General features: G+C 43.3%; 24 protein-coding genes. 14 read left to right on the top strand and 10 right to left on the bottom strand.

Annotated features, from left to right (window positions below; all coding sequences use genetic code 11):
• Positions 1–8 precede the first annotated feature (8 nt).
• Both NPUN_RS23085 and NPUN_RS23080 read right to left on the bottom strand, forming a co-directional pair.
• Entirely contained in the window at positions 9–1055 is a 1047-nt protein-coding gene (locus tag NPUN_RS23085; protein WP_012410893.1) for a DUF6745 domain-containing protein, read from the bottom strand.
• On the bottom strand, positions 1042–1461 hold the full coding sequence (locus tag NPUN_RS23080; protein ID WP_234710969.1) for a hypothetical protein: 420 nt from the start codon (positions 1459–1461) through the stop codon (positions 1042–1044). The genes NPUN_RS23085 and NPUN_RS23080 overlap by 14 nt, the downstream gene beginning before the upstream one ends.
• A 314-nt stretch (positions 1462–1775) precedes the next feature.
• Between NPUN_RS23080 and topA the strand changes: the two genes are divergently transcribed.
• The 5 genes from topA to NPUN_RS23055 all read left to right on the top strand — a co-directional run bounded on the left by topA (position 1776) and on the right by NPUN_RS23055 (position 9653).
• Positions 1776–4436: a type I DNA topoisomerase gene (topA, locus tag NPUN_RS23075; protein WP_012410891.1), complete on the top strand. Its 2661-nt coding sequence runs from the start codon at positions 1776–1778 to the stop codon at positions 4434–4436.
• Between the two features lie 539 nt (positions 4437–4975).
• On the top strand, positions 4976–5116 hold the full coding sequence (locus NPUN_RS42095) for a hypothetical protein (RefSeq protein WP_012410890.1): 141 nt from the start codon (positions 4976–4978) through the stop codon (positions 5114–5116).
• 7 nt (positions 5117–5123) lie between these two features.
• Complete coding sequence (gene aroQ / locus NPUN_RS23065) at positions 5124–5591, top strand: type II 3-dehydroquinate dehydratase (protein ID WP_012410889.1); 468 nt, start codon at positions 5124–5126, stop codon at positions 5589–5591.
• A 112-nt stretch (positions 5592–5703) separates the two neighbouring features.
• Positions 5704–6645, top strand: coding sequence for an ADP-ribosylglycohydrolase family protein (locus tag NPUN_RS23060; RefSeq protein WP_012410888.1), 942 nt, complete (start codon positions 5704–5706; stop codon positions 6643–6645).
• 311 nt (positions 6646–6956) lie between these two features.
• Positions 6957–9653: an HD family phosphohydrolase gene (locus NPUN_RS23055; protein WP_041565573.1), complete on the top strand. Its 2697-nt coding sequence runs from the start codon at positions 6957–6959 to the stop codon at positions 9651–9653.
• A gap of 24 nt (positions 9654–9677) precedes the next feature.
• Here NPUN_RS23055 and NPUN_RS23050 read toward each other — a convergent pair whose 3' ends face one another.
• On the bottom strand, positions 9678–10166 hold the full coding sequence (locus NPUN_RS23050) for a hypothetical protein (RefSeq protein WP_012410886.1): 489 nt from the start codon (positions 10164–10166) through the stop codon (positions 9678–9680).
• Between the two features lie 116 nt (positions 10167–10282).
• On the opposite strand from NPUN_RS23050, the gene NPUN_RS44220 reads away from it, so the two are divergent.
• On the top strand, positions 10283–10405 hold the full coding sequence (locus NPUN_RS44220; RefSeq protein ID WP_272913930.1) for a hypothetical protein: 123 nt from the start codon (positions 10283–10285) through the stop codon (positions 10403–10405).
• A 469-nt stretch (positions 10406–10874) separates the two neighbouring features.
• The gene (locus NPUN_RS23040) at positions 10875–11450 is read left to right on the top strand and encodes a Uma2 family endonuclease (RefSeq protein ID WP_012410885.1); all 576 of its coding nucleotides are present in this window, start codon (positions 10875–10877) and stop codon (positions 11448–11450) included.
• 28 nt (positions 11451–11478) lie between these two features.
• On the opposite strand, the gene NPUN_RS23035 is transcribed toward NPUN_RS23040, so the two are convergent.
• Positions 11479–12057 carry a TetR/AcrR family transcriptional regulator gene (locus NPUN_RS23035; protein ID WP_336884954.1) on the bottom strand — a complete coding sequence of 193 codons (579 nt, stop codon included), beginning with the start codon at positions 12055–12057 and terminating at the stop codon, positions 11479–11481.
• On the opposite strand from NPUN_RS23035, the gene NPUN_RS23030 reads away from it, so the two are divergent.
• Together NPUN_RS23030 and NPUN_RS23025 are read left to right on the top strand one after the other, a co-directional pair.
• Positions 11969–12577: a hypothetical protein gene (locus NPUN_RS23030; RefSeq protein WP_234710968.1), complete on the top strand. Its 609-nt coding sequence runs from the start codon at positions 11969–11971 to the stop codon at positions 12575–12577. The two genes, NPUN_RS23035 and NPUN_RS23030, sit on opposite strands and share 89 nt — an antisense overlap.
• 76 nt (positions 12578–12653) lie before the next feature.
• Entirely contained in the window at positions 12654–14012 is a 1359-nt protein-coding gene (locus NPUN_RS23025; protein WP_012410882.1) for a cytochrome P450, read from the top strand.
• A gap of 24 nt (positions 14013–14036) precedes the next feature.
• Here NPUN_RS23025 and NPUN_RS44215 read toward each other — a convergent pair whose 3' ends face one another.
• Together NPUN_RS44215 and NPUN_RS23020 are read right to left on the bottom strand one after the other, a co-directional pair.
• Complete coding sequence (locus tag NPUN_RS44215; RefSeq protein WP_272913929.1) at positions 14037–14171, bottom strand: hypothetical protein; 135 nt, start codon at positions 14169–14171, stop codon at positions 14037–14039.
• 334 nt (positions 14172–14505) lie between these two features.
• The gene (locus NPUN_RS23020; RefSeq protein ID WP_012410881.1) at positions 14506–15417 is read right to left on the bottom strand and encodes a CoB--CoM heterodisulfide reductase iron-sulfur subunit B family protein; all 912 of its coding nucleotides are present in this window, start codon (positions 15415–15417) and stop codon (positions 14506–14508) included.
• 423 nt (positions 15418–15840) lie between these two features.
• Here NPUN_RS23020 and acpP point away from each other — a divergent pair, with 423 nt between their 5' ends.
• Positions 15841–16095 carry an acyl carrier protein gene (gene acpP, locus NPUN_RS23015; protein WP_012410880.1) on the top strand — a complete coding sequence of 85 codons (255 nt, stop codon included), beginning with the start codon at positions 15841–15843 and terminating at the stop codon, positions 16093–16095.
• Between the two features lie 35 nt (positions 16096–16130).
• On the opposite strand, the gene NPUN_RS43550 is transcribed toward acpP, so the two are convergent.
• Positions 16131–16292, bottom strand: a complete 162-nt coding sequence (locus tag NPUN_RS43550; RefSeq protein WP_234710967.1) for a hypothetical protein — start codon at positions 16290–16292, stop codon at positions 16131–16133.
• Between the two features lie 96 nt (positions 16293–16388).
• Here NPUN_RS43550 and fabF point away from each other — a divergent pair, with 96 nt between their 5' ends.
• The 3 genes from fabF (at position 16389) to NPUN_RS23000 (ending at position 21575) form a co-directional block, all read left to right on the top strand.
• Positions 16389–17639, top strand: coding sequence for a beta-ketoacyl-ACP synthase II (gene fabF, locus NPUN_RS23010; protein ID WP_012410879.1), 1251 nt, complete (start codon positions 16389–16391; stop codon positions 17637–17639).
• 252 nt (positions 17640–17891) lie between these two features.
• Positions 17892–19919 carry a transketolase gene (gene tkt, locus NPUN_RS23005; RefSeq protein WP_012410878.1) on the top strand — a complete coding sequence of 676 codons (2028 nt, stop codon included), beginning with the start codon at positions 17892–17894 and terminating at the stop codon, positions 19917–19919.
• Between the two features lie 243 nt (positions 19920–20162).
• Positions 20163–21575 (top strand): serine hydrolase, encoded by a 1413-nt coding sequence (locus tag NPUN_RS23000; protein WP_012410877.1) that lies wholly within the window; start codon positions 20163–20165, stop codon positions 21573–21575.
• Between the two features lie 247 nt (positions 21576–21822).
• On the opposite strand, the gene NPUN_RS22995 is transcribed toward NPUN_RS23000, so the two are convergent.
• The 3 genes from NPUN_RS22995 to psbD all read right to left on the bottom strand — a co-directional run bounded on the left by NPUN_RS22995 (position 21823) and on the right by psbD (position 26275).
• Positions 21823–23529, bottom strand: a complete 1707-nt coding sequence (locus NPUN_RS22995; RefSeq protein WP_012410876.1) for an iron uptake porin — start codon at positions 23527–23529, stop codon at positions 21823–21825.
• 654 nt (positions 23530–24183) lie between these two features.
• Positions 24184–24465, bottom strand: coding sequence for a 4a-hydroxytetrahydrobiopterin dehydratase (locus NPUN_RS22990; RefSeq protein WP_012410875.1), 282 nt, complete (start codon positions 24463–24465; stop codon positions 24184–24186).
• A 754-nt stretch (positions 24466–25219) separates the two neighbouring features.
• On the bottom strand, positions 25220–26275 hold the full coding sequence (psbD, locus tag NPUN_RS22985) for a photosystem II D2 protein (photosystem q(a) protein) (RefSeq protein WP_012409998.1): 1056 nt from the start codon (positions 26273–26275) through the stop codon (positions 25220–25222).
• A 357-nt stretch (positions 26276–26632) separates the two neighbouring features.
• Here psbD and NPUN_RS22980 point away from each other — a divergent pair, with 357 nt between their 5' ends.
• Positions 26633–26905, top strand: a complete 273-nt coding sequence (locus tag NPUN_RS22980) for a UPF0367 protein family (RefSeq protein ID WP_012410874.1) — start codon at positions 26633–26635, stop codon at positions 26903–26905.
• Positions 26906–26912 lie beyond the last annotated feature (7 nt).

Here is a 26912-nt window from a genome sequence, read left to right as displayed (position 1 = left end):
TGAAGCAGCTATGTTTGCACACCAAATTCTTCTGGATCTACATCCCAATTCACCCAGCGAATTGCCTCACGCGCTGATTTCATATTCGGTGGAACTCGCAAGGCGTGAATAAAGCTTATGCTAGGACAAGTCATTTTTAGTAAATGAATTGATTCTTCATCAACATCAGCATCAATTTTTAATAGAGTGTATTCTTGCCAAGTATCTAATTCAATAGCTTGCAATTCTTGGCAAATTCTGGCGTAACCAATACCCTGAATTAACACTCGCCGTAGTTCGGCGTTTTCTTCTGTCAAAAGCCATTCAGCTTGCCATTGCTGCGGGTGGATTTTACCGTATTTTTCAGGCAAGGTTACACCGTGGTAGGAGTAGAGGCTATATCCATCGGTAAATTCAATAGCGGGTTCACCTTCAGCGTGGAGGCGGTTTTCATTGTCGAAGCGCAGGTGAAGGGGGCGATCGCAGATAATACAAAGGTTTTCAAATGGAGAAATCCAACCACAAAATCTTGATAGAGACTGTAAGGTTTTCCATCTTATTTTGCTGTAAGAACAATTTAATACAGATATATAAAAATCTAACCAACAACAATCACTAGCCAACTTTTGTGATTTTAACCAAAGACGATCTAAATTCATCTTAGGTTGAATTTTGAATTTTGATTTTTTTTCAAATACATATTCAGATATAATAAAATCTAGTCTAAAAATAGTTAATTGCCTAATAACCTGCTTATCTAGTTGATATAATATTTTTGAACTTTTATTAACTAAAGCTGTAGAAATATAGCTAATTAAATTATTATTTAAATTTATGTTATTCGAATTTAATTTATTATTTCGTTTTTTAAGAATAATTTTCAAACCTGCATAAGGACTGTCACAAAAAATAATTTCCGGCTGTTGTTTACCGATCGCTGTATATGCAGCTTTAACGACTTCCGCCGCTTTTTCTTTATCAATACGCTCAGTTGAAAGCGCGATCGCTCTCCACTTTTCCCGATAAACTGAAATCAAAGCCTCTTGCTCAGGCGTTAACTTTTCAATCAGCGACATATCGCCAACCTTCAGGCTCGTATTCCCTCTGAATTTTCACCATCCAGGCACCTTGGGGAATAGAAATAGCTTTATGCTCCTCATGAGCTAGTAATGCCGACTCTGAAAACACACGCAAATACAGTGTGCTATCTTGATCGTATAATTCGGCATTTCCCTCAGTAATGCGATGCTTATGCCCCGTAACTTCGCCTTCTACCAAAGTTAAGTGAGGTATTTTTTGTCCTTCAATTTGCTGCACAGGCAGTAAAATTACATCACCTTGACGAATTGGTTTTATAGTTTTGCTTTCCTGAGATGGATACAAACTCCACTTCGCTTTTGCTCTCAAATTTGGTTTAATTTTGGCACAAGCTATATGAAAGTGGGAATTGGGAAAGAAACTTGTTAAATAATTCCCCCTCATCTCCCTCATCTCCCCCTGCCCCCTGCTCCCTTGCTTCTTCCCCATTCCCCCATTCCCCAAATTTTAAAACTGTAGTCGCCAATTATGCGTTAGATAAGTTAAAGATTGAAATAGCTGGAAATTCACACCCAGCGTAGCCTTCTCTATCCTTTGGGACAGACTGGGCCACAAGTTCAGGGGATTTTCTCCCAAGCAGACAGTTTATGTGAGGATTAAGTCACCGCCCTAAGCGCGACCTTTTATCTTGACAATTTGCAAAAATTACCTCAATTTGACTGTTTAGCTTAGTAGCTATTCTTTTTATTGAAATTTCCATGTCAACTCTCGTCATCGTCGAATCTCCAACCAAAGCTCGTACCATTCGCAACTACTTGCCAGCAGGCTATCGGGTGGAAGCGTCTATGGGTCATGTGCGTGACTTACCCCAGTCGGCTAGTGAAATTCCTGCTGCCGTCAAGGGGGAAACATGGGCGCAGCTAGGGGTAAATGTGGACGCCGACTTTGAACCGGTATATGTTGTCCCGAAAGACAAAAAGAAAATTGTCACCCAGCTTAAAGAAGCCCTTAAAGATGTAGATGAACTGATTCTGGCAACGGACGAAGACCGGGAAGGTGAAAGCATTAGTTGGCATTTATACCAATTGCTGAAGCCGAAAGTTCCAACTAAGCGGATGGTGTTTCACGAAATTACCCAAGAGGCGATCAAAAAAGCTCTGAAGGACTGCCGCCAAATCGATGAGCAGTTGGTTCGCGCCCAAGAAACGCGGCGGATTTTAGATCGACTTGTGGGATATACGCTGTCTCCACTGCTATGGAAAAAAATCGCCTGGGGATTATCTGCTGGGCGGGTACAATCTGTAGCCGTGAGGCTTTTAGTCACAAGAGAACGCCAACGCCGCGCTTTCCATGAGGGCACTTACTGGGATTTGAAAGCCAGTCTGTCAAAGGAAAAAACCCCCTTTGCTGCTCAGTTGGTAACATTGGCAGGAACCAAAATTGCTAACGGTAGCGATTTTGACGCAACAACCGGACAAATTACCGCAGGTCGCAATGTCTTGTTGCTCAACGAAGACCAAGCGGTAGCCCTCAAGGAACGCCTAACTGGGAAAACCTGGAGTGTTACCGAGATGGAAGAACGTCCAGTGACGCGCAAGCCGTCGCCACCGTTTACCACCTCGACACTGCAACAAGAATCTAACCGGAAACTGCGCCTCTCAGCCCGCGATACGATGCGCGTTGCCCAGAATTTGTACGAACAAGGGTATATTACCTATATGCGGACAGATTCGGTGCATTTGTCAGATCAAGCGATCGCAGCTGCTCGGAGTTCTGTAGAAAAGCTTTACGGTCAACAATACCTCAGTCCCCAACCCCGGCAATACACCACTAAATCCAAAGGCGCACAAGAGGCGCACGAAGCAATTCGTCCAGCCGGTAGCACCTTTCGCACCCCCCAAGAAACTGGTTTGGGCGGTCGAGAACTTGCCGTTTACGATTTGATTTGGAAGCGGACTGTCGCCTGTCAAATGGCTGATTCCTGCCAAACTCAAATTAGCGTGCAATTACAAGTTGAGGATGCTGGATTCCGTTCCTCTGGCAAACGGATTGAATTTCCTGGATATTTACGTGCTTACGTCGAAGGTTCAGATGACCCAGAAGCAGCACTGGAAGACCAGGAAGTAATTTTGCCGAATTTGAAAGTGGGAGATCATCCGAATTGTACAGATTTAGAAGCAGTTGGGCATGAAACTCAACCGCCAGCTAGATACACCGAAGCTTCTTTGGTGAAAACCTTAGAGAGTGAAGGTATCGGTCGTCCCAGTACCTACGCCAGCATTATTGGTACGATCATCGACAAAGGTTATGCCCATTTGGTGAGTAACGCTCTCATTCCTACCTTCACCGCTTTCGCCGTCACCGACTTGCTGGAAAAACATTTCCCAGACATCGTTGATCCTAGTTTTACCTCGAAGATGGAGCAAACCCTTGATGACATTGCCACAGGTGAAGCGAAATGGCTACCCTACTTGCAGAAATTCTATCTGGGAGAGAAAGGGTTGGAAACCCTGGTAAAAGAACGGGAAAGTCAAATTGATGCCACCACAGCTAGGACTGTAGAACTGGAGAATCTAGATGCCAAAGTCCGCATTGGTAAATATGGCCCCTACATTGAAGTTACAAATGGTGAGGGGGTAATCACCGCCTCAATTCCCAAAGACTTGACACCAGCAGACCTCGACCCCAAACAGGTAGAAGTTTTGCTGCGACAAAAAATCACAGGCCCTGACCAGGTAGGTCGGCATCCCGAAACTGGCGAACCGATTTATGTGAAAATTGGTGCTTATGGGCCTTATGTCCAATTGGGCGATAAAACCGACGAAAACCCCAAACCGAAACAAGCTTCTCTACTCAAGGGTGTCACCCCAGAAACCGTTACCCTGGAAATGGCTGTTGGTCTGTTGGCACTACCCCGAACATTGGGAGTTCATCCAGTTACTGGGGGCAAAATCCAAGCAAGTTTGGGACGTTTTGGCCCTTATGTGGTTCATGACCAGGGTAAGGAAGGGAAAGATTACCGTTCCCTGAAAGCTGCTGACAATGTGTTGACAATTAGCCTGGAACGTGCATTAGAATTATTGTCCGAACCCAAAAAGGGACGTAGTTCCACCAACAGCAAGTCCAAGGCAGCCTTACGCGAATTGGGTCCACATCCAGAGGACGGGGAAACAATTAACATCTACGATGGCCCTTATGGTCCTTACATCAAGCATGGCAAAACTAATGTGAGTATTCCAGAAGGTCAAACTGTAGAAGATATAACCCTGACTGAGGCGCTTAACTTATTGGCAGCTAAGGCATCGACAGCGAAATCAACTCGCAAAACGACTAAATCAACGAATTCCAAATCTAAGTCAACAGGTAAGTCAACTGCTAAGTCAACGACGGCTGCGAAAAAGAAAGTCACAGAAGGCTAACTGTAAGTCAACTGATTTTGGATTTTGGGTCGCACCTTTGGTGCGCTTCCAGCGCAACTTGGATTAAAAAAATTTTGGGGTTCATACCCTGATGCCACTTGCTTTATGCCGGAGAACCCGTCCACCGCAGTGGCTCCCTCTTGTAGGCGAAATAAATCTAAAATCTAAAAGACGCTCCTACGTTGCTCTAAGCGTACTCCTACGGAAAAGCGAGCTACGCGTAGTGTCTCGTAGAGAAGCCATGCCGCAGGCTTGACGCTACACTATCGTAAATCTAAAATTCGTAGTCAAGAGTCCAAAGTCCGAGCTTTAAACTCTTGACCCTTGATATTCATCCTTGATAGGATGCAGTTCTGTAGGTTGCAAGTGTGATACTCTAAAAAGTAAGGGAGAACACAACGCCAAATTTTAGAAGTGGCTTATGTCCCAAATACGGGATTGTGTCTGTGCCCGGTTGGAAGCCAGAGGTACGACAATGTGCCATTTTCTGCGTACCTGTTAATCAAAATTTGAGGTAGTATCTCAGGAGCATTCAGTTCATGGACTATATAGAAAAGGTGCTGGAAAAGCTTAAGGAATTAGCACGCAGGCTGATTGAAAGCCTGTTAGGGCCAGAGGCTGAACCGGAACCGGAACTGATTCCGATTCCTGTAAACGATCGCTCGCGTCGTCGCCACTAGAGCCAAAGTGCTGAACTCGACATTACAACCCTTAAGCATTCTGGCACTGCATGGGCCAAACTTGAATTTGCTAGGGCAGCGAGAACCAGGAATTTATGGTTCGTTGACACTAGCTGAAATTAACCGCCTGTTAGAAGAAGAAGGATTCAAGTTACAGGCGAAAGTTTTTCCCTTGCAATCAAATCATGAAGGAATTTTAGTAGATACTATTCATGAAGCATTAGGACAACATCAAGGAATTTTGATTAATGCCGGGGCATATACTCACACAAGTGTGGCATTGCGAGATGCGATCGCGGCTGTTAACTTGCCCACAGTCGAAGTACATCTGAGTAATATTTACCGCCGGGAAGATTTTCGCCATCATTCGTACATCGCCCCAGTTGCGATCGGGCAAATAAGTGGTTTTGGTGTTCAAAGTTACTTGTTGGGCTTACAAGCTTTGGTAAATCATTTAAGAAAAAATGAAACGTAAAGAATGAAAAATGAATCGATTTTAGAGTTTAGATTTGGAATTAAATTATTCAATCCCAAATCTAAGTTACGCTAGAAGCGCACCAAAGGTGCAACCCAAAATCCAAAATTCTATGCGTTACTCTCCTATAAGTCGATTTAGAGGTACTTTCCTCGGAGCCTTTCTGGGGGGAAATTTAACATCTGATGGTAAAATACAGTCTCAGAGTTACCTAGATTTAGGCAGAATGGCGATTCTGGGTACTGAGAGTTTAATTAACTTGGGTAAATTAGATTTAGATGATTGGATAGCACGTCAGCAGCAAGAATCTCTTCATTTAGCAGCAGCTGATGATATATCGATAAAAATAATTATTGCCACATTACCAGTAGCACTTTTTTTTCATGAAAATCCGATTAAGTTGCGACAAAACTTGCTGCGTGTACTCAAAATTTGGGAAGATGACCCAGTAGTAAGGGATGGAACACTCGCGGTAGCTTATGCGATATCTCTTGCCCTAACTGAAAAACTCGACCCTCTAACCCTCATCCCACAAACAATTTCTTTTCTTGGTGAAACACCAACATCGATACCAAACAAATTATTAAAAGTCCAGAATTTATTAGAGCAAGGGGCGGGATTGTCAAGGGCGCAAGCTGAGTTTGCTAGGGAAGAAAAACTCAGTAACACTATTGCTATGGCATTTTACTGCTTTTTAAGTACCTTAGAAGACTTTCGCCTTGCAGTTTTGCAGGCTACTCACAATGGCAATTCTAAAGTGCAAGATGCTACATCTCTAAGCTCACAGGCTACAGGTGCAATTACTGGTGCTTTATCAGGAGCATATAACGGTATAGGCGGAATTCCTGTAAATTGGCAAGTCTTGCTCTTGCAAAGAAATTCTCCAGCATGGGGATTAACTAGCTTTTCCCAAATGTTAAAATTGACCGATGCATTTGTGGCGGTGTGGTCAGGAGTGTATGAGATTGACCTAAATCCCAGAGAGTTAACACAGGAATGTGAGGAGGCTTTGCTTTCAGTTTACGCAGCTCCCCGCGTTATTCGATCGCGTTAATCCTATTTCTACCGAAAAATGGTGCGGGTACTAAACTCTCAAAATTAGCTTCATAAAACATTAGGACAGCTTGACTTAAATCCAGCTACCATCTCAATTAACTAGACAAGGGGCTTTTGCCCATTGCTATAGTGTACTAGTCTTATATACTAGAACTTTTCAGCAAACCTCGGACAGATTCTGTCGGTAGCTATTGTGGCAAATCAGCTTTAATTAGCCTCCGTCACCGTAGTTGCAATAGTAGCAGATCAAATTTCCCTGATGATTGTCTTTTTTTGAGCTATCAAAGTAGGCAATTGCAGGCAGAGATAATGAAAATGCAGGAATTTTTGCAGTTCTTAACCCAGCAATTGACTCACTGGCGGCGACAGTACAAAGGACTACGCCGTAAAGGAAAGTTAATGAGAAGTCCCAAAAGTAAAAGCGATAGAAAGCAACTTTTAAGGACTTTCCTGAAGAATGTAATCTTATTTTTATCCAAAAGCAATGAGAAAAGCGCTCGTCGAAAACAAGAAAAAGCGCTCCAGTCAAAGGCAAAATCGGTCAAAACTAAGAGTAGTATTTATTCAGTCTGTTTAGATTGGGTACATGAACAGCGCTCCTTGGTAATTTTAGCGATCGCTATCCTATCTCTTACAGGTGTTATTGGACAAAAATTCTACAACCAAACTCAACTCCAAGTAGGACATTCCGCGCCCCAAACCATTACAGCGCCTTATACAGCTAAAATCGAAGATCAGAAAAAAACAGAAGCCGAGCGCAAAGCCGTCAGTAGAAGCTCCTTACAAGTGTTGATGCTGGATGCGCGAATAAACGAACAAATCAACGAAAATTTGCAACAACTTCTAGATGATGGTAACGAAATTCGCGCTGTTGCTGGAGCTTTTCCTTTTTTTGATTCTGTAGTTTTGCCCATCTCTACCCAGCGTTATCTCCGCTCTTGCAATGAGTCAGAATGGAAAGCACTGCTATTAGCCGTAGAAAATAGTAAAAATCAGCAGAAAAAAGGAACAGGAGAAACCACCACCTCATCCCGTCCATCATCTATAGCTGCACCCAATCAGGAACGTCAACCGCGCACAACACCACAGAAAACAGAGCCAGTTGATTTTTCTCAAAGTACTGATTTTACTCAAGCCGTTGCAGAACTAGAATCTTACCGCGTCACAACTTCTGAGAAAAACTTGTCTTTACTGATTGCCCAAATTTCCCAAACACGCAAAAGATACACCGAAGCGACTACCAAACTTTTACAGTTAGAGACTGTTACCCCAGAAGCAGTATACGAAGAATCATTCCTTTTGGATTTATCAGATGTGGAGTGGGAAAAAACACAAATGGGAATCCATCAGAGTGCGGAGCGGATTCTCACCCAAGGCATCCCACAAGGACTGCCAAAAAATATCTTACAGGATGCGGTGAGTTTGCAATTGCAGTCCTTTGTACCAGAATCCGCCCAACCTTTGGCAAAGAACCTGTTGTTAGCTGTACTCAAGCCGAATCTGCAAAAAGATGAAGAAGAAACTAGAGAAAACGCTCAAAAGGCTGCTGCTGGAGTGCCACCTGTAATGGTGAAGGTACGCCGTGGTGAGGTAATTGTCAAAAAAGGAGAGCAGGTTACTGCATGGAACGTAGAGGTGCTGGAGTATTATCGCCTGGTTCGCCGAGAAGTAAAATGGCGGGGATTGTTGAAGTTAGGAGGCGTGATAGCGATCGCCATTGGCGTTTTTGTTTGGGTAGAACGCCATATTGATTACGAATTGCGACAACGCGATCGCCTTTTGGTGTTATTGCTAACTCTAAGTGTGCCAGGATTGGTGACAATGGGATTGCCTTACACCACTTGGAGCGCCCTTGGTTTATTGTTGGGAAGCTTCTACGGCGCGACTTTAGGGTTAACAGTTGTTGGACTGCTGTTGCCAATATTGGCTATTACCTTCGATATGAGCAAGGCGGCGCTGTTAGCTGGTGCTGGTGGGGCAATATTAGGTAGTTACATAGCGCAAAGATTGCGATCGCGTGAAGAATTGGCTTTATTAGGAGTTGCGATCGCTTTAACTCAGGGCAGTATTTATCTGATTGTTAAAATCTTAATTGGTCAAGCATTTGGTTCAACCTGGTATATAGTTCTCCGAGAAGCCGGGTTTTTTGCTTTATCCGGTTTAGGCTGGAGTGTTGTAGCTTTAGGGTTGAGTCCTTATCTCGAAAAAGTTTTCGATTTAGTCACTCCCATCCGTTTAGCAGAGTTGGCGAACCCTAATCGGCCCTTATTAAAACGACTCGCTACAGAGACTCCTGGAACTTTTCAACACACGTTATTTGTAGCTACCCTTGCCGAAGCTGCTGCCAAAGAACTAGGATGCAATGTTGAATTAGTTAGGGCTGGAACATTATATCACGATATTGGTAAAATGCACGACCCACTTGGATTTATTGAAAATCAAATGGGGGGGCCGAATAAACACGATACAGAGATTAAAGACCCTTGGAAGAGTGCAGAGATTATCAAAAAGCACGTAACAGAAGGGTTAGTGATGGCGCGTAAACACCTTTTACCGACAGCGATTCAAGCTTTTATTCCAGAGCATCAGGGAACGATGCTAATTGCCTATTTCCATCACCAAGCCCAGCAAATGGCTCAAGAAGATCCAAGTTTAACAGTAGACGACGCAGATTTTCGCTACGATGGCCCAATTCCCCAATCACGGGAAACCGGAATTGTGATGTTAGCGGACTCTTGTGAAGCAGCGCTGCGATCGCTGCAAGCATCGGCTAAATCTGTGGGAGAGAAGCGATCGCTTAAAGATGTCTCCACCGAACAAGCTTTAACAATGCTAAATAATATCTTGCGTGCTAAATGGCAAGACAATCAACTCATAGATTCAGGGCTAAAACGGGAAGAGATGTCACTAATTGCTCAGATATTTGTGGATGTTTGGCAGCAATTTCATCACAAACGCATTGCTTATCCTAAGTTTAAGGCTAGTAACACTGTGCGGAATTCGTAATGGTAATGCTCAAATTATTGCCACTCACAATATTAAAGCAATGACTTCGTTACTTGGTTGAGTCATCTGATTTTGCAGAACTTCTGCCTCTACTATGATATCAGAGTTTGCTTTTGCAACGTCTGAATCATCTGGTTGTTGAATTGTCTGGTTAGAAATATTTACCGAAAGTGTTGTAATTGCTGGCTGATTATAGACGGTTGTAACCAGATTTTCAACTTCATGAAGATGAATTTCAACTGCTTCAAGTCTTCTTCCTGCTCTATATTCTTCGTGTGGTCTGTCGGGAAATATCCAAGTAGGATTTCTGACAGGATGTTCACCACAAATATAACTAATTAAATCGCAGCGTTCATAATTTCTATCAACTTTTTCTAGCCATAAAACTCTTAGAGAATCAACCCATTCAGATGAAAAATGATCATCGTAATCACCCAAAATCTCAATTATTTGTGGGATATCAACAGGCTTTATATGTAATTCACTTGCCTTTTTATGTGCTTCAGCTATCATTTTTGTATAATGATTAGTTGTGCATTTAGCTTCACAAAATAGAGAAGCAATAATTACTCCTTCGCTGTTGCGTAAAAAGGCAAGACAATCATCACCTGTACGTCCAGGTCGCTTTTTTGCAATCTCTTCAGTTTGATTTAGAAATTCTAAATGTTGAAACTCAACTAGATGAAATCGGAAAAGAAAAGCAGGAACTTCCCAATCATCCTGTCCAAAATGAGCAAAATTTTCGGCAATAATTCCTGAAAATATATCTCCAAAATAACTCTGACGGGATATAATATTAAGACGTTCAGGATAGCCATAGCTTGGATCGCTTTCTGAAAAATCCCTAAATGGAAAAAGAGAATTTCCTGCTAATTTACGAAGGCATATCGAGCATCTTCATGGGCTTTTTGAACGATTAATATTAATTCATTGAGAATTATATCTCGTTGGCTTTTATCTTCTCTGAGCAGACGATGTGTGTACCGCTTATCTTCCGATTCGCTAACTGAGTTAGATAACCACTTTGATATTCCGTTAAACCTAGTTATTTTTTGTATTTCTTTCATTTAATATACTCTCTAATATTAATCAGATTTACAATATAAGTTTTTAACTTAGATAATTTTAAAAGGATATGTAAATTTTAATACTAAAAGATTAATAACAACCTAGTATGTCAACCAAATGCTACGCTACAGTTAGCAAGATTGAGAGGCAACTATGACTGCCCTGATTCTAAACCTCAGCCCCACCATTGAACTAACAGATGAGCAGTTCTTCCAACTGTGTCAAAATAATCGAGATTTGCGACTTGAGCGCACAGCAGAGGGAGAATTAATTATTATGCCCCCAACTGGATGGGAAAGCGGAAATCGCAATAGTAGACTAACTCAGCGCTTAGGTAATTGGGCTGACGCTGATGGCACAGGTTTGGCTTTTGACTCCTCAACGGGTTTCAAGCTCCCTAATGGTGCAAATCGGTCTCCTGATGCATCCTGGATTAGCCGGGAGCGATTAGAAGCCCTGAATCCAGACCCCGCAAGTTTTCTACCACTTGCTCCCGATTTTGCCGTAGAATTGCGCTCTGCTTCAGATAGCTTAAAGACTGTGCAACAAAAGATGCAGGAGTATATCGATAACGGTGTGCGTTTAGGCTGGCTGATTGATCCACAAAACCAACAGGTAGAAATTTACCGCCCAGGACAGGATGTTGAGGTTTTACAATCGCCTACTAGCTTATCAGGAGAGGATGTATTGCCTGGATTTATACTAGATTTGGCACAGATTTTGAGTTAAGCGATCACAGTTTCCCAATATTCATACCCTAATTCTCACTACGTCGCACACCAGCCAAAATAAAATTAACTGCTGCTTGAGTATGCTGCTCAATCATTTCTGGACTCAGCAATTGCAAATCGGGTCTAGTATGCTTGATGTTTTCGTAAGCGTTGAAGTACATATTACAAACCCCAATAATATGCAGAGTGGTGAGAAATGGATCGATCTGACGGAAACAACCTTCCGCCATCCCCCGCTCTAAAATTTTGATGAGATAGCTAAAATTTTCTTGCCAATTGGACTGTTTGAAATACTTTCCCTGATTTTGGTTTGCTTCCTGAAACCAAAGCATTCCCCTGTGCGGGTGAGCAGCTTCATAAGCGATCGCTTCTTTAACTAATACCTTCAACGCCTCCTCTGGTGGGAACTGATCCAAATTTAGCTGCTCAAACCCTTCGTGCATCTCCACCGCCGGACGTTGCAGAACAGCTTCATATAGTCCTTCTTTGCTCTGGAAGTAGTAGTAAATCATCGCTGTGGTGACACCTGAACCTTTAGCGATCGCTCCTGTCCGCGCCCCACTAAGTCCATTTCTGGCAAACTCTGCTTCCGCCGCATCGAGAATCTGCTTTTTCGTCGCTATGGTTAACTATGACTATAATCACCAAAATGGTACTCATAAAGAACTATTTAAGATTACAAATTGTAATGTCAATGCTTTTGAAGAAAAAGGATATTATGCCACAGTTAAACAAGAACTCATCAGAGCCAACAACACGTTAGGAGAAATTATCAAAAACCCTGTTTTGGGAATCCTTCCGAAAACACTTTCTAACACACTAGAATACGCTTTTCCTTCAACTACAGCTTTTTTTGCTAAAACGCCGATTGGTGATATTGCTCAAATTCATATTCTCTACCCTGAAACAGACAAAATCACCAGAACTTTTATTTTGATGTATGCCAGAGTCGTCAATCCTTTGATGAAATTTCTGTTTAAAAACTCAGTTTTACAAGCAGCAGCCACAGTCATTGAACAGGATACAGGTGCAGTTGAAAGTTTGTATCCTCGGCAAAAACCGAAAATTAGATTACCAAATGAAGAGATTATGTTCTATGCAGAAAAACTCTACCGTGATTGGTAATTTGGATTTGCAAGGGCTAACTAAGTTTTAGAATTAAGTAGATACTGTAGCTAATTCCTGCTAGAGGTACTTAAATATGCAGCAGTTAAAATCCGCCGAAGAAATTCCTGGTAGCTATGGCTTACCCATTTTGGGGGAGACTTTGGAAATATTTCGGGATTCAGAGTTGTATTTATGGCGACGATTCCAGCAGTATGGTTCAGTTTTTAAGACGAGCGTCTTGGGGCGTAAACGTGCTTATTTAATTGGCCCTAGCGCTAATCGATTAGTACTGGTGGAACAGGCGGAAAACATGTCGTCGCGGATCGGGTGGTATTTTTTAGAATCAACATTTGGCAACAATATTTTATTACAAGACGGGGAAGAACATCGGTTAACTCGTCGCTTAATGTATCCAGCATTTCATGGAAAAGCGATCGCTACATACTTCGATACCATCCAAAATATTGTGCAAGACTTCCTCAAAGATTGGGGAGAAAGGGGAACGATTTCCTTAAATTCTAGTTTCCGTCAGCTTACCCTGATGATTGCGACTCGCCTATTTTTGGGAAGTCAGAACAAGAGCGAAGTTGAGCAAACCAGTCAGTGGTTTACACAACTGTTAGATAGTAGTATGGCAATATTCAAATGGAATGTCCCCTTTACTTTATATGGTCGCGGTCAAAATGCTAGGGGTAAATTAGTGGCTTTTTTACGTGAAGCGATCGCCCAACGTATCGAGCAGGGTAACTTAGAAGAATCAAAAGATGTTTTGGGATTGCTGCTAGCGGCTGTTGATGAAGACGGCAATAAGTTGAGCGAAACACAGGTAATCAACGAAGCATTACTATTGCTGTTTGCTGGACATGAGACAACAGCCTCATTACTGACTTGGGTAATATTTGAATTAGGTAATCACCCAGAATGGCGAGAACGGCTGCGCCAAGAACAATTAGCAGTTGTGGGAAATAATCCCCTTAGCCTGTCTCATCTCAAACAATTTCCACAGTTAACCAACGTCCTAAAAGAAGCAGAAAGACTCTATCCGCCAGTGTATGCCTATAATCGTGGTGTCCTCAAGGATATTGAGTATGGAGGCTATCGCATCCCAGCAGGTTGGTTTGTGACTATTTCGCCGATGCTGACTCATCGTTTACCAGAACTGTACACCGAACCCGATCGCTTCGACCCCGATCGCTTTGCACCACCTCGTGAAGAAGATAAAAAACATCCTTTAGCACTAATGGGTTTTGGTTATGGTTCGCACAGTTGTTTAGGTATGGAATTTGCCCAGATGGAAATGAAAATTGTGCTTTCCACACTACTTCGCCATTATGACTGGACAGTAAAACCGGATTATTCTGCGATCGCTCCAGTTCGGCAGCCTTCTAAAGTTAAAGATATTCTGCAAGCATATATTGAACCTTTGCTGATAAAGCATCCCTTGGATAGTTAAACATAAATCTTTGATGAAACAAATCTATTTTGCTGTTAATGCGTCAGCTTGCATTGTTAATGCGTCAGCTTGCATTGTTAATGCGTCAGCTTGCATTGTTAATGCGTCAGCTTGCATTGTTAATGCGTCAGCTTGCATTGTTAATGCGTCGGCTTGCATTGTTAATGCGTCGGCTTACATTAAAAACGCTACACTTTTACGCAAAACTTTACTATGCGGGACTTTGCTTAAGTTGATAGCATAAACAATCTTATGCCCCAATACGGTTTGGATAAGCATTTTTCACTTTCCTTGTGGTCTAGGTAAAGGGTAAAGGATGTATTTAAAACTTTCCCCTTTAACCGAACCGTATTGGATTATGCCCCTACACTTGATAATCCAATACGGTTCAAAGCACTACTTGTACAAAATTATGGGTTTTGAGACGCGATAAATCGCCATCTCTACAAGTGTTTTGGTCTTATCTGAACTGTATTGCCTGATAATCCACAAACTAAAATCCTAATTTCTCCAACACTGGCTTGGTGGAAACAACGTGCCGTTCTAAACCCAGTTCTTTTGGACTAACCCCAAGTGCTAAAGCAATCAACTGGGGTAAATGCAATACTGGTAAACCTAACTTTTGCTCAATTACCTTTTCCACCTCTGGCTGACGCGAGTCTAAATTTAAGTGGCACAGTGGACAAGGTGTAACTATACAGTCAGCACCAGATGTCAAAGCGTCCTGAATATGCATCCCCGCCATCTTGAAAGATTGGGTAGTGGCATAACTAGCAAGAGGCCAACCACAACATTGTGTCCGGCCTCGGTAATAAATTGGTGTTGCACCCACCGCCCGAAACATATTTTCCATCGCTTCTGGTTGGAACGGGTCGTCATAAGGCATGGATTTTTGGGCGCGGAGGAGATAACAGCCATAAAAAGCCGCGCATTTTAATCCAGTTAACTTCCGGGTGACACGTTTGGTAATTTCCTCTAAACCGTAATCTGTCACCAAAGCGTAGAGAAGATGTTTAACGTCAGTACTGCCGCGATAAGGCGAACAGCCTTCTTTGTGCAGCAAGCCATTAACCTGTTCAATGTATTTAGGGTCAGAAGTCTTACATTCTTTCAGGTGTTCGTTGACATGACCAATAACACCTTGACAAGTACTGCAATGGGTAAGTAAGGGCAAATTTAATTCTTCTGCTAGAGCGATATTTCTAGCGTTGACTGTATCTTCTAACAATTGAGAATCTTCTTTGAATGTGCCCGAACCACAGCAAGCAGCTTTTTTAAGTTCAACCAATTCAATACCTAGTGCTTGGGTAAGGGCTTGAGTTGACTGGTAAAGTTCCCGACAGGCCCCTTGAGCAACACAACCAGGGAAATAAGCGTACTTGAGTTTGAGTGTCTGAGATAGCATAGAGGTATATTTGGGTTAGAGCGATCGCTCTAAACAATAACTGTTTTATTACTTCCTTGTTAGCACCAAAATTATGAGGTTTGACCTTCAGCGATTCTTTAACCATCTAGGTTCAAAGCCGCAGCGTCTAAATATTCTGATTGCTAGCAAGGCTGTAAATACCGATCAAGACATTGTAAAAAAAATTAGCAATAATTGACAATCAAAGCATTTACACGGTATTGGCAATGGCGTAGCCCGCTCCCATAAACAACTGTTCCCAGAAAATTTACCCTATTCTTTTGAGGAACAGGAGAGGTTTTCTAACAGAAAAACCCTTGGTAGTATACGGGCGATCGCGCTTGACGATAAGATGTATATGCTCAAAACAATGTCTTCTCTAAAGAGTAGATCCTAGCAACTGGTTAAGGACTTTTATTATTTATGAGCCAAACGGAACTTTTTGAAAAGGTCAAGAAAATCGTCATCGAACAACTGAGTGTTGAAGATGCTTCCAAAATCACTCCACAAGCTAAGTTTATGGAAGATTTAGGAGCTGATTCCCTGGATACTGTTGAACTCGTGATGGCTTTGGAAGAAGAATTTGATATCGAAATTCCCGACGAAGCTGCCGAGCAGATTGTATCGGTTCAAGACGCAGTAGATTACATCAATAACAAAGTTGCTGCATCAGCTTAAAAAAGTTTTGAGTCTCTGTTCGCCCTTGGAGTCTCCTATTGGGAGAAGTTCAGATGGCTTTGTCTCGCTCCCTCTGGGCGTTTATGGCAAAAACCACTGCTTTGATTTTTAACTGAGTGCTGAACAGTTAAAAGTTTAGGAGTTAGAGTTTTCGGAGGCAAAAGTTCGGAGTTTTCTCCATCCTTGGGTGCTTCCAAAACTCAGAACTCAGGACGGGCTAAACCCTAGCTATCCGCTAACATAACTCAGCACTGTTTAATGCCTGCTGCTTTTTCGCCACCTTTAACTGAATCATGACAGATCATACACGTAAACGCGTTGTTGTAACTGGTGTTGGCGCGATTACACCGATAGGTAACACAGCAACAGAATATTGGGATGGATTATTGAGTGGACGCAATGGCATTGACTACATCACATTTTTTGATGCGTCTAGCCATGATTGCCGCATTGCTGGTGAGGTAAAAAACTTCGATCCACATGATTACTTGGAGCGCAAAGATGCCAAGCGCATGGATCGATTTGCCCAATTTGGGGTTTCAGCAGCAAAACAAGCTATAGCTAACGCGCAGTTAGTTATTAATGAACTGAATGCAGAACAGGTAGGTGTCATGATCGGTTCTGGCGTTGGCGGCATTAAGGTATTAGAAGACCAGCAAACGATCTACCTCAACCGTGGGCCCGATCGCTGTAGTCCATTCATGATACCGATGATGATCGCTAATATGGCAGCAGGATTGACGGCAATTCACACGGGTGCTAAAGGGCCTAATTCCTGCCCTGTAACTGCCTGCGCTGCTGGCTCTAATGCTGTAGGCGATGCGTTCCGCTTAATTCAAGGGGGATATGCCAAAGCGATGATTTGCGGCGGAACAGAGGCAGCTGTGACACCATTATCAATGGCTGGGTTTGCTGCCTGCAAAGCCCTTTCTTTTCGCAATGACGATCCGGCTCATGCTTGCCGCCCCTTTGACCGCGATCGCAACGGATTTATATTAGGTGAAGGTTCAGGAATTTTAATTCTAGAAGAACTGCAACACGCCCTAAGTCGCGGCGCTCACATTTATGCCGAAATGATCGGCTATGGTATGACCTGTGACGCATACCATATCACTTCCCCCGTCCCTGGCGGATTAGGTGCAGCGAGAGCCATAGAACTGGCGCTCAAAGATGCTAGTATAACTCCCGAACAAATTAGCTACATTAATGCCCACGGCACTAGTACCCCGGCGAATGATTCAACTGAAACCTCAGCCATCAAAAAAGCGTTGGGAGAACATGCTTATAAGGTGGCAATTAGCTCGACCAAATCGATGACAGGTCATTTATTAGGCGGTTCTGGAGGTATTGAAGCTGTGGCAACAGTACTGGCGATCGCTAATGACCAAATTCCACCAACAATCAATCTGGAAAATCCCGATCCAGAATGTGACTTAGATTACGTGCCTAACTACAGCCGCGTTCAAAAAGTCGAGGTGGCAATATCCAATTCTTTTGGGTTTGGCGGTCATAATGTCACACTGGCCTTTAAGAAATACGTCTAAAAATTTCCCATTTTATTGCTGGTCTGCTCTCCTGAGATGACTGTGCTAAAAGTATCAGAAATATCATTCCGATATAACTTAAGCGTTCAGCATGACCCAATTATCAGCTTGATTTATCACCATAAACTCAGGAGATCCCGCTTGTCCATCGATAAGCGGGAGTGGGATGATGAGGATACTGTGGGGAATCTAAAATAACCCCAGCAAGAGAAGCTACGAAGAGTGCTAACCCGTCGTTAAAAACAAGAGACTATGACTGTTGCAACCCAATCCGCCAAAGAATTGTCCGTCGAAGAACTGGCTATTAACTCGATCCGCTTCTTGGCTATTGATGCCGTAGAAAAGGCAAAATCGGGACACCCAGGACTACCAATGGGCGCGGCTCCGATGGCTTTTGTCCTCTGGGATCGCTTTTTGAAGTTTAATCCCAAGAATCCCAAATGGTTTAACCGCGATCGCTTTGTCTTGTCTGCCGGTCATGGCTCGATGTTGCAGTACGCCCTACTCTACCTGACAGGCTACGATAGCGTCACCATTGAAGATATCAAACAATTCCGTCAATGGGGTTCTAAAACTCCTGGACACCCAGAAAACTTTGAAACCCCAGGCGTGGAAGTCACAACTGGGCCCTTGGGTCAAGGAATTGCTAATGGAGTTGGTTTAGCGATCGCAGAAGCACACCTTGCCGCTAAATTTAACAAACCTGATACCAAGATTGTTGACCATTACACCTACGTAATTGTAGGTGACGGTTGCAATATGGAAGGAATTTCCGGTGAAGCTTGTTCTTTTGCAGGACACTTGGGATTAGGCAAACTCATCGCTCTGTATGACGACAACCACATTTCCATCGACGGTTCCACAGATGTGGCATTTACCGAAGATGTTTCCAAGCGGTTTGAAGCTTACGGTTGGCACGTCCAACATGTCGAAGATGGCAATACCGATTTAGCAGCGATCGCTAAAGCAATTGAAGCGGCTAAAGCTGTCACCGATAAGCCTTCTTTCATCAAAGTAACAACCATTATTGGTTACGGTTCCCCCAATAAAGCAAACACTGCTGGCGTTCACGGCGCTGCCTTGGGTGCAGACGAAATAGCATTGACTCGGAAAAATTTGGGTTGGGAATACGAGCCTTTTGATGTTCCACAAGAAGCCCTCAACCACACACGCAAAGCAGTAGAACGCGGCGCAAGCTACGAAGCCGAATGGAACAAAACATTTGCCGACTACAAAGCTAAGTATGCCCAAGAAGCCGCTGAATTTGAACGTTACCTAAGCGGCAAGCTACCCGACGGTTGGGATAACGTACTACCCACCTACACCCCCGAAGACAAAGGACTACCCACCCGTAAACACTCAGAAACCTGCCTCAACAAACTGGCGGCAGTTTTACCTGAATTGATTGGTGGTTCGGCTGACTTGACCCACTCCAACTTGACCGAAATCAAGGGCAAGGGCGACTTTCAAAAAGGGCACTACGAAAACCCCAACATCCACTTTGGTGTGCGGGAACATGCTATGGGCGCAATCTGTAATGGTATAGCGCTGCACACTTCAGGATTAATCCCCTACGGTGCTACCTTCTTGATCTTCACAGATTACATGCGTGCTGCCATTCGCTTATCTGCCCTTTCCCAAGCTGGCGTGATTTGGGTGATGACCCACGATTCCATTGGACAAGGTGAAGATGGGCCAACACACCAACCCATTGAAACTCTAGCTTCCTTGCGAGCTATTCCTAATTTATTAGTGTTTCGTCCCGCAGACGGTAACGAAACCTCTGGCGCTTATAAAATTGCGATTGAAAAAGCGAAGCAAAATGCTCCGTCTCTGTTGGCGTTCACTCGTCAAAACGTTCCTAACTTGGCAGGTACATCGGTTGAGGGTGTGGCGAAGGGTGGATACACCGTTGTTGATAGCGAAGGTACACCTGATATCATCTTGATTGGTACTGGTTCAGAATTGAGCCTCGCCGTCAGCGCAGCCGAAAAACTCAAGGCTGAAGGTAAGAAAGTTCGTGTTGTCTCGCTACCTTCATGGGAACTGTTTGAAGCACAGGATGCGGCTTATAAAGAGTCCATTCTGCCAAAAGCTGTCACCAAGCGTTTGTCTGTAGAAGCTGCCGCTAGTTTCGGTTGGCACAAATACGTGGGTACTGAAGGCGATACTGTTAGTATCGATCGCTTTGGTGCTTCGGCTCCAGGCAATGTTTGTCTAGAGAAGTTTGGCTTTAGCGTTGATAATGTGTTAGCAAAGGCTAAACAATTGTTGGGTTAATAGCAACAGAATATTCTCAAAATTTTGTAAGGTGGGCATCTTGCCCGCCTTTTTTTATTCAGAGGGAGATTGTTTATATAGCAATACGGTTCAGTCTTTTTCCTGAATTACTTGGGTTTTCCAAAATGTTACTTAATTAAGGTGGAGTAGTATCTAATTCTGAATCATAAATAATACTAGCTAGATTAAATACTTGTAACCGATGTTTTTTTGTATAAGTCAATAATTGAAAATTTTTTTGATATGTGTGCTTTAATAGTGGGCGGCTTTTGTTCGTTCATGAATTTCCATCACACTAAACGATCGCTGATGCTCCTCACACACAAAGAAAACCTTTTAAAATTTAGCTGGCTTCTACCCAGCTTCTTCAGCTTCTTCCTGTTTGGCTCCACTGTTAAAGCTGCTGCGATCGCTAATTGGCATTTTGATAGCAATCGTAATCATCTGGATTTTACGACAGACAAGAATATTCAACCTAAAGTACAATTACTTACCAATCCAACCCGTCTGGTAATTGATTTACCTGGAGTCAAACTAGAATATCCACAGACTAGTCAAAGAGTGGGGTTAGTAATTAAAGACATTAGCATCGGGCAGTTTAATGCAGATACTACCCGTATGGTCGTTACCTTAGCACCCAATTACACTTTCGATCTAGCACAGGTGAAGTTGCAAGAGGAATCTCTCAATCATTGGTCTGTGCAGTTACCCAAGCCGATACAATTGACTGCAACCCGGCCTAACATTTTAGAAATAACTCCGACTCAATGGAGTATTTCTCCAACAGTAAGTGATAATAGCACTCTGTTTGCTGGCGTAATTCCTATGCATTCACCGATGAAAGCACTGGAACCGCAGATTAAAGCCTTGATGAATCGTTACAGCTTCCTGAAAACAGGAATGTTTTTCCTGGATTTGGATACTGGGGATTATTTAGATGTTGGGGGCGATCGCGTTTTCCCAGCAGCTAGTACGATTAAATTGCCAATTCTCATTGCCTTTTTCCAAGATTTAGATGCAGGTAAAGTCACCCTTCAGGAAAACCTGATTATGCGACGTGACTTAGTAACCAATGGTTCTGGAACTATGCAGTATGAGCGAGTTGGCAAGAAGTATACAGCTTTGGAAACCATCACTAAGATGATTACCATTAGTGACAATACCGCCACCAATATGATTATCGATCGCTTAGGTGGGGTTACGAAACTAAATCAGCGCTTCCGTAACTGGGGACTGAAAGACACAGTAATCCGGCATCTCTTGGCTGACTTGAGAGGAACCAACACCACAAGTTCTCAAGATATGGCGCGAGTGCTGGCTTTAGTTGTGAATAACAAGCTAGTTTCTCCACAAAGTCGGGAGCAAGCTTTGGATATTCTGCGTCACACTACAATTCACACACTCCTTCCCGCAGGTTTAGGAAAAGGTGCAGTCATCGCCAACAAAACCGGAGATATTGGGTTTCTCATCGGCGATGCCGGATTTGTGACTATGCCAAATGGGAAACGTTATTTAGCGGCTATCTTCGTCACACGTCCCTATAAGGACACTAGGGGGAGGGACTTTATCCGTCAAGTTTCTCAACTAGTTTACGATTATCTGAATCAGACAAATCCAGTCGCTGCGGTTGGTTCGCCTAACAGTGCTACGAGATAGAAGACGCGATCTGTGACTTTGACCATAAAATGCCACAATTGTGGATTATGAGCGACTTCCAGTAAAAAAATATCCCATCCCTGCGGGACGCTCCGCGAAAGTAGGGGCACAAGGCCTTGCGCCCCTACTTTCCTAATATACCCCGGTTAATAGCTGGGGTTTATCCATTACTGCTACTCAAAATAAAAAGCCCCGCCTGATGGCGGGGACAAATAAAGTTCAAAATTATCAATGGATAGTCAACACTCTAGAAGGTGAAAGTTGTTCTGAGTGTACCGATAATCGCATCATCGTTAGCACTGCTCTGACCAGGAGAGGTCAACCAAATTACGCCAGGGGTAACAGAGATGTTATCCGATACGCGATACTTGTAAAAGCCTTCAAAGTGATATGGTATGTCATTGCCAACAAAACCTGGTCGGTTAAAGGAATAGGGTTCTGCACCTGCAAAAATGCCTAAAACGTTGCCTTTTTTACCGAAATCAGGTAAGGCTACACCTAAACCATAACTCCAAGCTTCATAATCATCATTTGCACCGAAGCCACTGACATCGTGGTAAGAGACGAAGCCACTAACGGATAGTTTGTCGCTAGGTCTAAATGCAGCTGACACACCGTAGGAGTTGCTGGAACCTGCACCTAGTAGAGTGTTTGCTTGTCCAGTACCTACTGGAACAATATTTCCGTCTGTCGTCGAACCGGAGTCGAACAAGAAACCACCAGCGCTATATCCGTGGACATAAGTGGCCGCTAAAGCCAAGCGATCGCCAACACTAAAGTTCAACTGTCCTAAAGCAGCATAATCGCCGTTGGTCAGACCGGAACTTAGAGCAGGATCATTGGCTTGCGATGCCAAGTAACCCGCAGTGATTGAGCTATTTCCTAAGATGCCGCCACCCTTACCAAGAGGTAGATTGAGCGCTATACCTGCACCGCCACCAATCCGATAGATGGGACTTTCAGAAGCAAAGGTGGATAAAGCGCCGTTACCGCCATCAGTGTTGTCGAAAAAGTAAGGATTGTTGACAGCAGCATAGTGGCTGTGTCGTCCGCCACTGGCTGCCAAGTATACATTGGCTGGGCCTACGGGAACTTCATAGGTCAATCGGTCTATCCGAACAGCGTTGTTACCAGTGCTACCGATTTCAAATGTTTGTGTGCCTTCAGCAGTATTGATCGCACCACCAGCGTTATCAAATTGTGTGAAAGCTGTTGCATTCCCTGCTGCGAGACGAGTATGTAAAATGTCTCTACCAGTGAAGCTGGTTTGCAAGTCTAAACGTACCCGATCTTGGAAGACTGTATTGTTATTGTCACCAGTGTTACCGCCAAACACATCAGTAACGGCAAAAATGGCTTCACCGACTAGTTTTGTAGTGGTGGAGAACTGATTGGCTTCCAATTCAGCAGTCCGCGCTTCTAGGGAATCTACGCGACCGCGTAGGGTTGCCAATTCTGCGGAAAATTCTTCTTGTAAACGCTGTAGGGTAGCTAAATCTTGTTTCGTCACCAAGTCAGCTGTTGCTGTGGCAATCAACTCGTTAACGCGATCCAAACAGGCATTCAAACCAGCAGCAAATTCATAACGGGTCAAAGCACGATTACCACGATAAGTAGCATTCGGATAACCTGCAATACAACCATAGCGTTCAACCAAGGACTGCAATGCTTGGAATGCCCAGTCAGTGGGTTGTACGTCGGAAAACTGCGAAACCGATGTTACTTGAGACTGAGAGTTATTTTGGTTGCCTTCGTTGCTGTAACGGTTAACTTGGTCTATCGTTGTTTGAGCCAACATTTCTGGCTGTTGGGCAACTTCAGCTACACCTGCTTGTTTTACTGCTGATACTTCAGTGGTTGTGTTTGGAGCCGCAATTGCTGTTGTCGAAACTAACAATGTTGCTCCCAAAACCGCTGGGCTAACCACTAAGGATTTCCATAATAGATTAGACATTTTTTCTTTACTCCTCACACCTTGTTTAGATAATTGGTTTCGTTCCACCTAATTCTCGAAAATGCGACATCTCATCGAAACCTATGGATGAGGCATAATTGCCTTACTACAATTCTAGTTTTTGCAAAGCTAATAAACGATTAACTTGGGGTTAAAAACTGATGTGATTAACTTATGCAAAAACATATCTTTATATCATAACATTATAAAACATCTGATCTAGATGGCAAGATTGGAGCGATCGGCTTAATAACTGTCACACATAGCTATCTATATATATAAGTTGGGAGTAAAGTTTAGGGCATTTAGTTCCTACTTGGCTAAATTGCTGAAAGTCTTCTATACTTAGTATCTTGCAGATAAAAATCACTTCTTACACTTAGCCTGTAGAGATTGCACACTAGTTGAAATCCACTGGCTCGGCTATAACAAACGTAGCAAAGCCTTTCAGGAGGGTCGTTGCCTGGTATTTTTGGAATAACAAACGAAATCAGAAATCAAGGTTTTTGAAACCCTCGAACTCTAAAGGAAAACGCATACCCTTACTCTCAATCAAGGTACGGGTTAGTTTTCCCTTATGAGTACAGATAGGCGTGTTTTGTCTTTGTCGCTGTTACTTCCAGTCGGCTGGCGCAAGATGTCAGAAGAAATCACTTATTTAATTTGGGAAATGGTCTGCGCTACATCAAAGTCTGCCTGTGTTAGTCCGCCTGCATCATGGGTTGTGAGTGTAATCTTCACTTTATTGTAGGAAATCTTTATGTCTGGATGATGTCCTGCTGACTCAGCTGGTTCCACCAGTTTATTGACAAACTCAATTGCTTGGATAAAATCCTTGAATGTGCGGGTAATATGCAACTTAGATTCTTCGACAGTCCAACCTGACAAAACCTTTGCCTGCTCTTGAATTTCCGTTTTCGTGAGTAGTTGTGTCATGTCAAAAAATTCCTACTTATATATTTTTTACATCTTGCATTTGGCAGAAATAGACTCACTTAATTGCCCACACATAAACTATGGGAAGATCGGTAATGCCTAATACGTGTATGTGTATTTAAATCAGGCTTGGTACATAAATGCTGTAGCTCACATCTGGTCATACTCCAAGGTTTGATGCAAGATATTTTTATTTTTAAGAAAACTTAAACGCATTGGCTTTATCCATCGCGTGTATTGCTATCTAAATTTTAAAAAGTCACCCATAAAAAACTATCCGCTCTGATTCTGATCGGATGATCAAAATCAGAGCGGTCTAGCGGGTCTTCAGGTTGCAACCAGACTGCCGGAAGGAACTCCGAGCTTGCCTAGCTACTTGAGCTAACTTAGTATCTCAAAGATAACTAAGGCTAACTTTTAGAGAACAGCCCCGGCACACAACCGGCTAACTGCAACCTGATGACCCACGCATTTACTACTTTCTATCATGGGCATCACCTCCTTATTGCCTAAGCGGTCTTAGTTTTAAAAGGGCAGAGTATTTACTCTGGGTTTATAACCTTCACCTAACATAACACATAAATTTAGAGATATTAACTATATATAAAAAAATCTCCTACCTTTTGGTGGGAGATGACTGGAGAATGGGGAATATTGACACTTTATTAGCTTATGCCAAGGAAATTATTTAATCTGGCTGATGTCAATTTTCGGCAACCATAAAACTGATTCAAGTCATGGTCGGCTTTTAACATTAGAGAGCATTACCACGAGGTAGAACTTCTTCAGGGAATACAAATTGTTCGTGGGGTTGATCTTGAGGAGCCATCCAAGCGCGGATACCCTCGTTCAGCAAAATGTTTTTGGTATAGAAGGTTTCAAACTCAGGGTCTTCCGCCGCCCGTAATTCTTGGGAGACGAAATCATAAGCTCGCAGGTTGAGTGCTAAACCGACGATGCCGACGGCACTCATCCACAAACCTGTGACTGGCACGAACAACATAAAGAAGTGCAACCAGCGTTTGTTTGAGAAAGCAATCCCGAAAATCTGTGACCAGAAACGGTTTGCTGTCACCATTGAATAGGTTTCTTCAGACTGGGTTGGATTGAAGGCGCGGAAGGTGTTAGCTCCATCACCGTCTTCAAATAAGGTATTTTCAACTGTGGCACCGTGAATGGCGCATAATAATGCACCACCCAATACACCAGCAACACCCATCATGTGGAAGGGGTTGAGTGTCCAGTTGTGGAAGCCTTGCAGGAATAGCAGGAACCGGAAAATTGCAGCCACCCCAAAGCTGGGTGCAAAGAACCAGCTTGATTGTCCCAAGGGGTACATCAGAAATACGCTGACGAATACTGCAATGGGAGCTGAGAAGGCGAGGGCGTTATAAGGACGGATTCCTACTAGACGCGCAATTTCAAATTGCCGCAACATAAAGCCAATCAAACCAAAGGCTCCGTGTAGGGCAACGAATGGCCACAAGCCACCCAGTTGGAACCAACGGGTGAGGTCGCCTTGGGCTTCTGGTCCCCACAACAGCAATAGGGAATGTCCCATGCTGTCGGCGGGGGTGGATACTGCCACTGTTAGGAAGTTAGCACCTTCTAGGTAGGAGGAGGCTAATCCGTGGGTATACCAAGAGGTGACGAAGGTGGTGCCGGTCAGCCAACCGCCTAGTGCTAGGAAGGCGCAGGGGAACAACAGTATCCCTGACCAACCTACGAATACGAAGCGATCGCGCTTGAGCCAGTCGTCTAGAACGTCAAACCACCCTCTACTAGGGGCACGTCCAACTGCGATGGTCATTAGAGCAAATCTCCAAATGTTTATAAGTACAGGTTGTATCTGTATTATAGATGGCTAAATAAAAGCCTTCTATATGCAGAAAGTTAACCAGGTTTTTAACCAAGTTTACAATTTTTTACACACCTTTAATCATATTAGGTGTAAATCGCTAATTTTTCTAGGGGTTTTGTCATAAAAATTAATTTTTTATCTCGATGAGGTGGGAGGGATGCAAGAAATCGCGTCTCTACTGGGGATCGGAAAGTTAGTTGAATAGTTGACAGTTGACCACTGTCAACTAACTTTCCAATGCCCATTTCCCTAGAATCAGTCAGCTGACGCTAAAATGAGTCCACAGTTAAATTTGATTATTGCTAAATGTTTACCATCGATTTAAGCATCAGAAACACTGCTTTCCCTATCTCGGTACAACGTAAGTCAGCAGAGGATGCTGAGGCTGTCTATCAGCTAATTTTGGCAGCAATCCGTTCTGGGAACCCTGACATTGTAGAACTCAAGTGCGAAGGCAAGACAGAGAAAAAAATTGCTGTCCGCGCTAGTGAAATTTCTGGGGTGCAGATTGTTCAGAAAGATGGTACAACCCCTGGTGGCGGCAGACCACCTGGCTTTTTCGCTGTAGCTGCTGAGTAACCAAGGT

It is taken from the genome of Nostoc punctiforme PCC 73102 (assembly GCF_000020025.1).
In the GTDB taxonomy this organism is placed as follows: Bacteria; Cyanobacteriota; Cyanobacteriia; order Cyanobacteriales; family Nostocaceae; genus Nostoc; species Nostoc punctiforme.
This window is presented reverse-complemented; position numbering and strand designations above follow the sequence as displayed.

Bases quoted from the DNA above. Each gene is read 5' to 3' on its own strand.
- NPUN_RS23085 (WP_012410893.1), bottom strand. From the start codon at position 1,055: ATGTCGCTGATTGAAAAGTTAACGCCTGAGCAAGAGGCTTTGATTTCA.
- NPUN_RS23080 (WP_234710969.1), bottom strand. From the start codon at position 1,461: ATGAGGGGGAATTATTTAACAAGTTTCTTTCCCAATTCCCACTTTCAT.
- topA (WP_012410891.1), top strand. From the start codon at position 1,776: ATGTCAACTCTCGTCATCGTCGAATCTCCAACCAAAGCTCGTACCATT.
- NPUN_RS42095 (WP_012410890.1), top strand. From the start codon at position 4,976: ATGGACTATATAGAAAAGGTGCTGGAAAAGCTTAAGGAATTAGCACGC.
- NPUN_RS23060 (WP_012410888.1), top strand. From the start codon at position 5,704: ATGCGTTACTCTCCTATAAGTCGATTTAGAGGTACTTTCCTCGGAGCC.
- NPUN_RS23055 (WP_041565573.1), top strand. From the start codon at position 6,957: ATGAAAATGCAGGAATTTTTGCAGTTCTTAACCCAGCAATTGACTCAC.
- NPUN_RS23050 (WP_012410886.1), bottom strand. From the start codon at position 10,166: ATGATAGCTGAAGCACATAAAAAGGCAAGTGAATTACATATAAAGCCT.
- NPUN_RS23040 (WP_012410885.1), top strand. From the start codon at position 10,875: ATGACTGCCCTGATTCTAAACCTCAGCCCCACCATTGAACTAACAGAT.
- NPUN_RS23025 (WP_012410882.1), top strand. From the start codon at position 12,654: ATGCAGCAGTTAAAATCCGCCGAAGAAATTCCTGGTAGCTATGGCTTA.
- NPUN_RS44215 (WP_272913929.1), bottom strand. From the start codon at position 14,171: ATGCAAGCCGACGCATTAACAATGCAAGCTGACGCATTAACAATGCAA.
- NPUN_RS23020 (WP_012410881.1), bottom strand. From the start codon at position 15,417: ATGCTATCTCAGACACTCAAACTCAAGTACGCTTATTTCCCTGGTTGT.
- acpP (WP_012410880.1), top strand. From the start codon at position 15,841: ATGAGCCAAACGGAACTTTTTGAAAAGGTCAAGAAAATCGTCATCGAA.
- fabF (WP_012410879.1), top strand. From the start codon at position 16,389: ATGACAGATCATACACGTAAACGCGTTGTTGTAACTGGTGTTGGCGCG.
- tkt (WP_012410878.1), top strand. From the start codon at position 17,892: ATGACTGTTGCAACCCAATCCGCCAAAGAATTGTCCGTCGAAGAACTG.
- NPUN_RS23000 (WP_012410877.1), top strand. From the start codon at position 20,163: ATGTGTGCTTTAATAGTGGGCGGCTTTTGTTCGTTCATGAATTTCCAT.
- NPUN_RS22995 (WP_012410876.1), bottom strand. From the start codon at position 23,529: ATGTCTAATCTATTATGGAAATCCTTAGTGGTTAGCCCAGCGGTTTTG.
- NPUN_RS22990 (WP_012410875.1), bottom strand. From the start codon at position 24,465: ATGACACAACTACTCACGAAAACGGAAATTCAAGAGCAGGCAAAGGTT.
- psbD (WP_012409998.1), bottom strand. From the start codon at position 26,275: ATGACCATCGCAGTTGGACGTGCCCCTAGTAGAGGGTGGTTTGACGTT.
- NPUN_RS22980 (WP_012410874.1), top strand. From the start codon at position 26,633: ATGTTTACCATCGATTTAAGCATCAGAAACACTGCTTTCCCTATCTCG.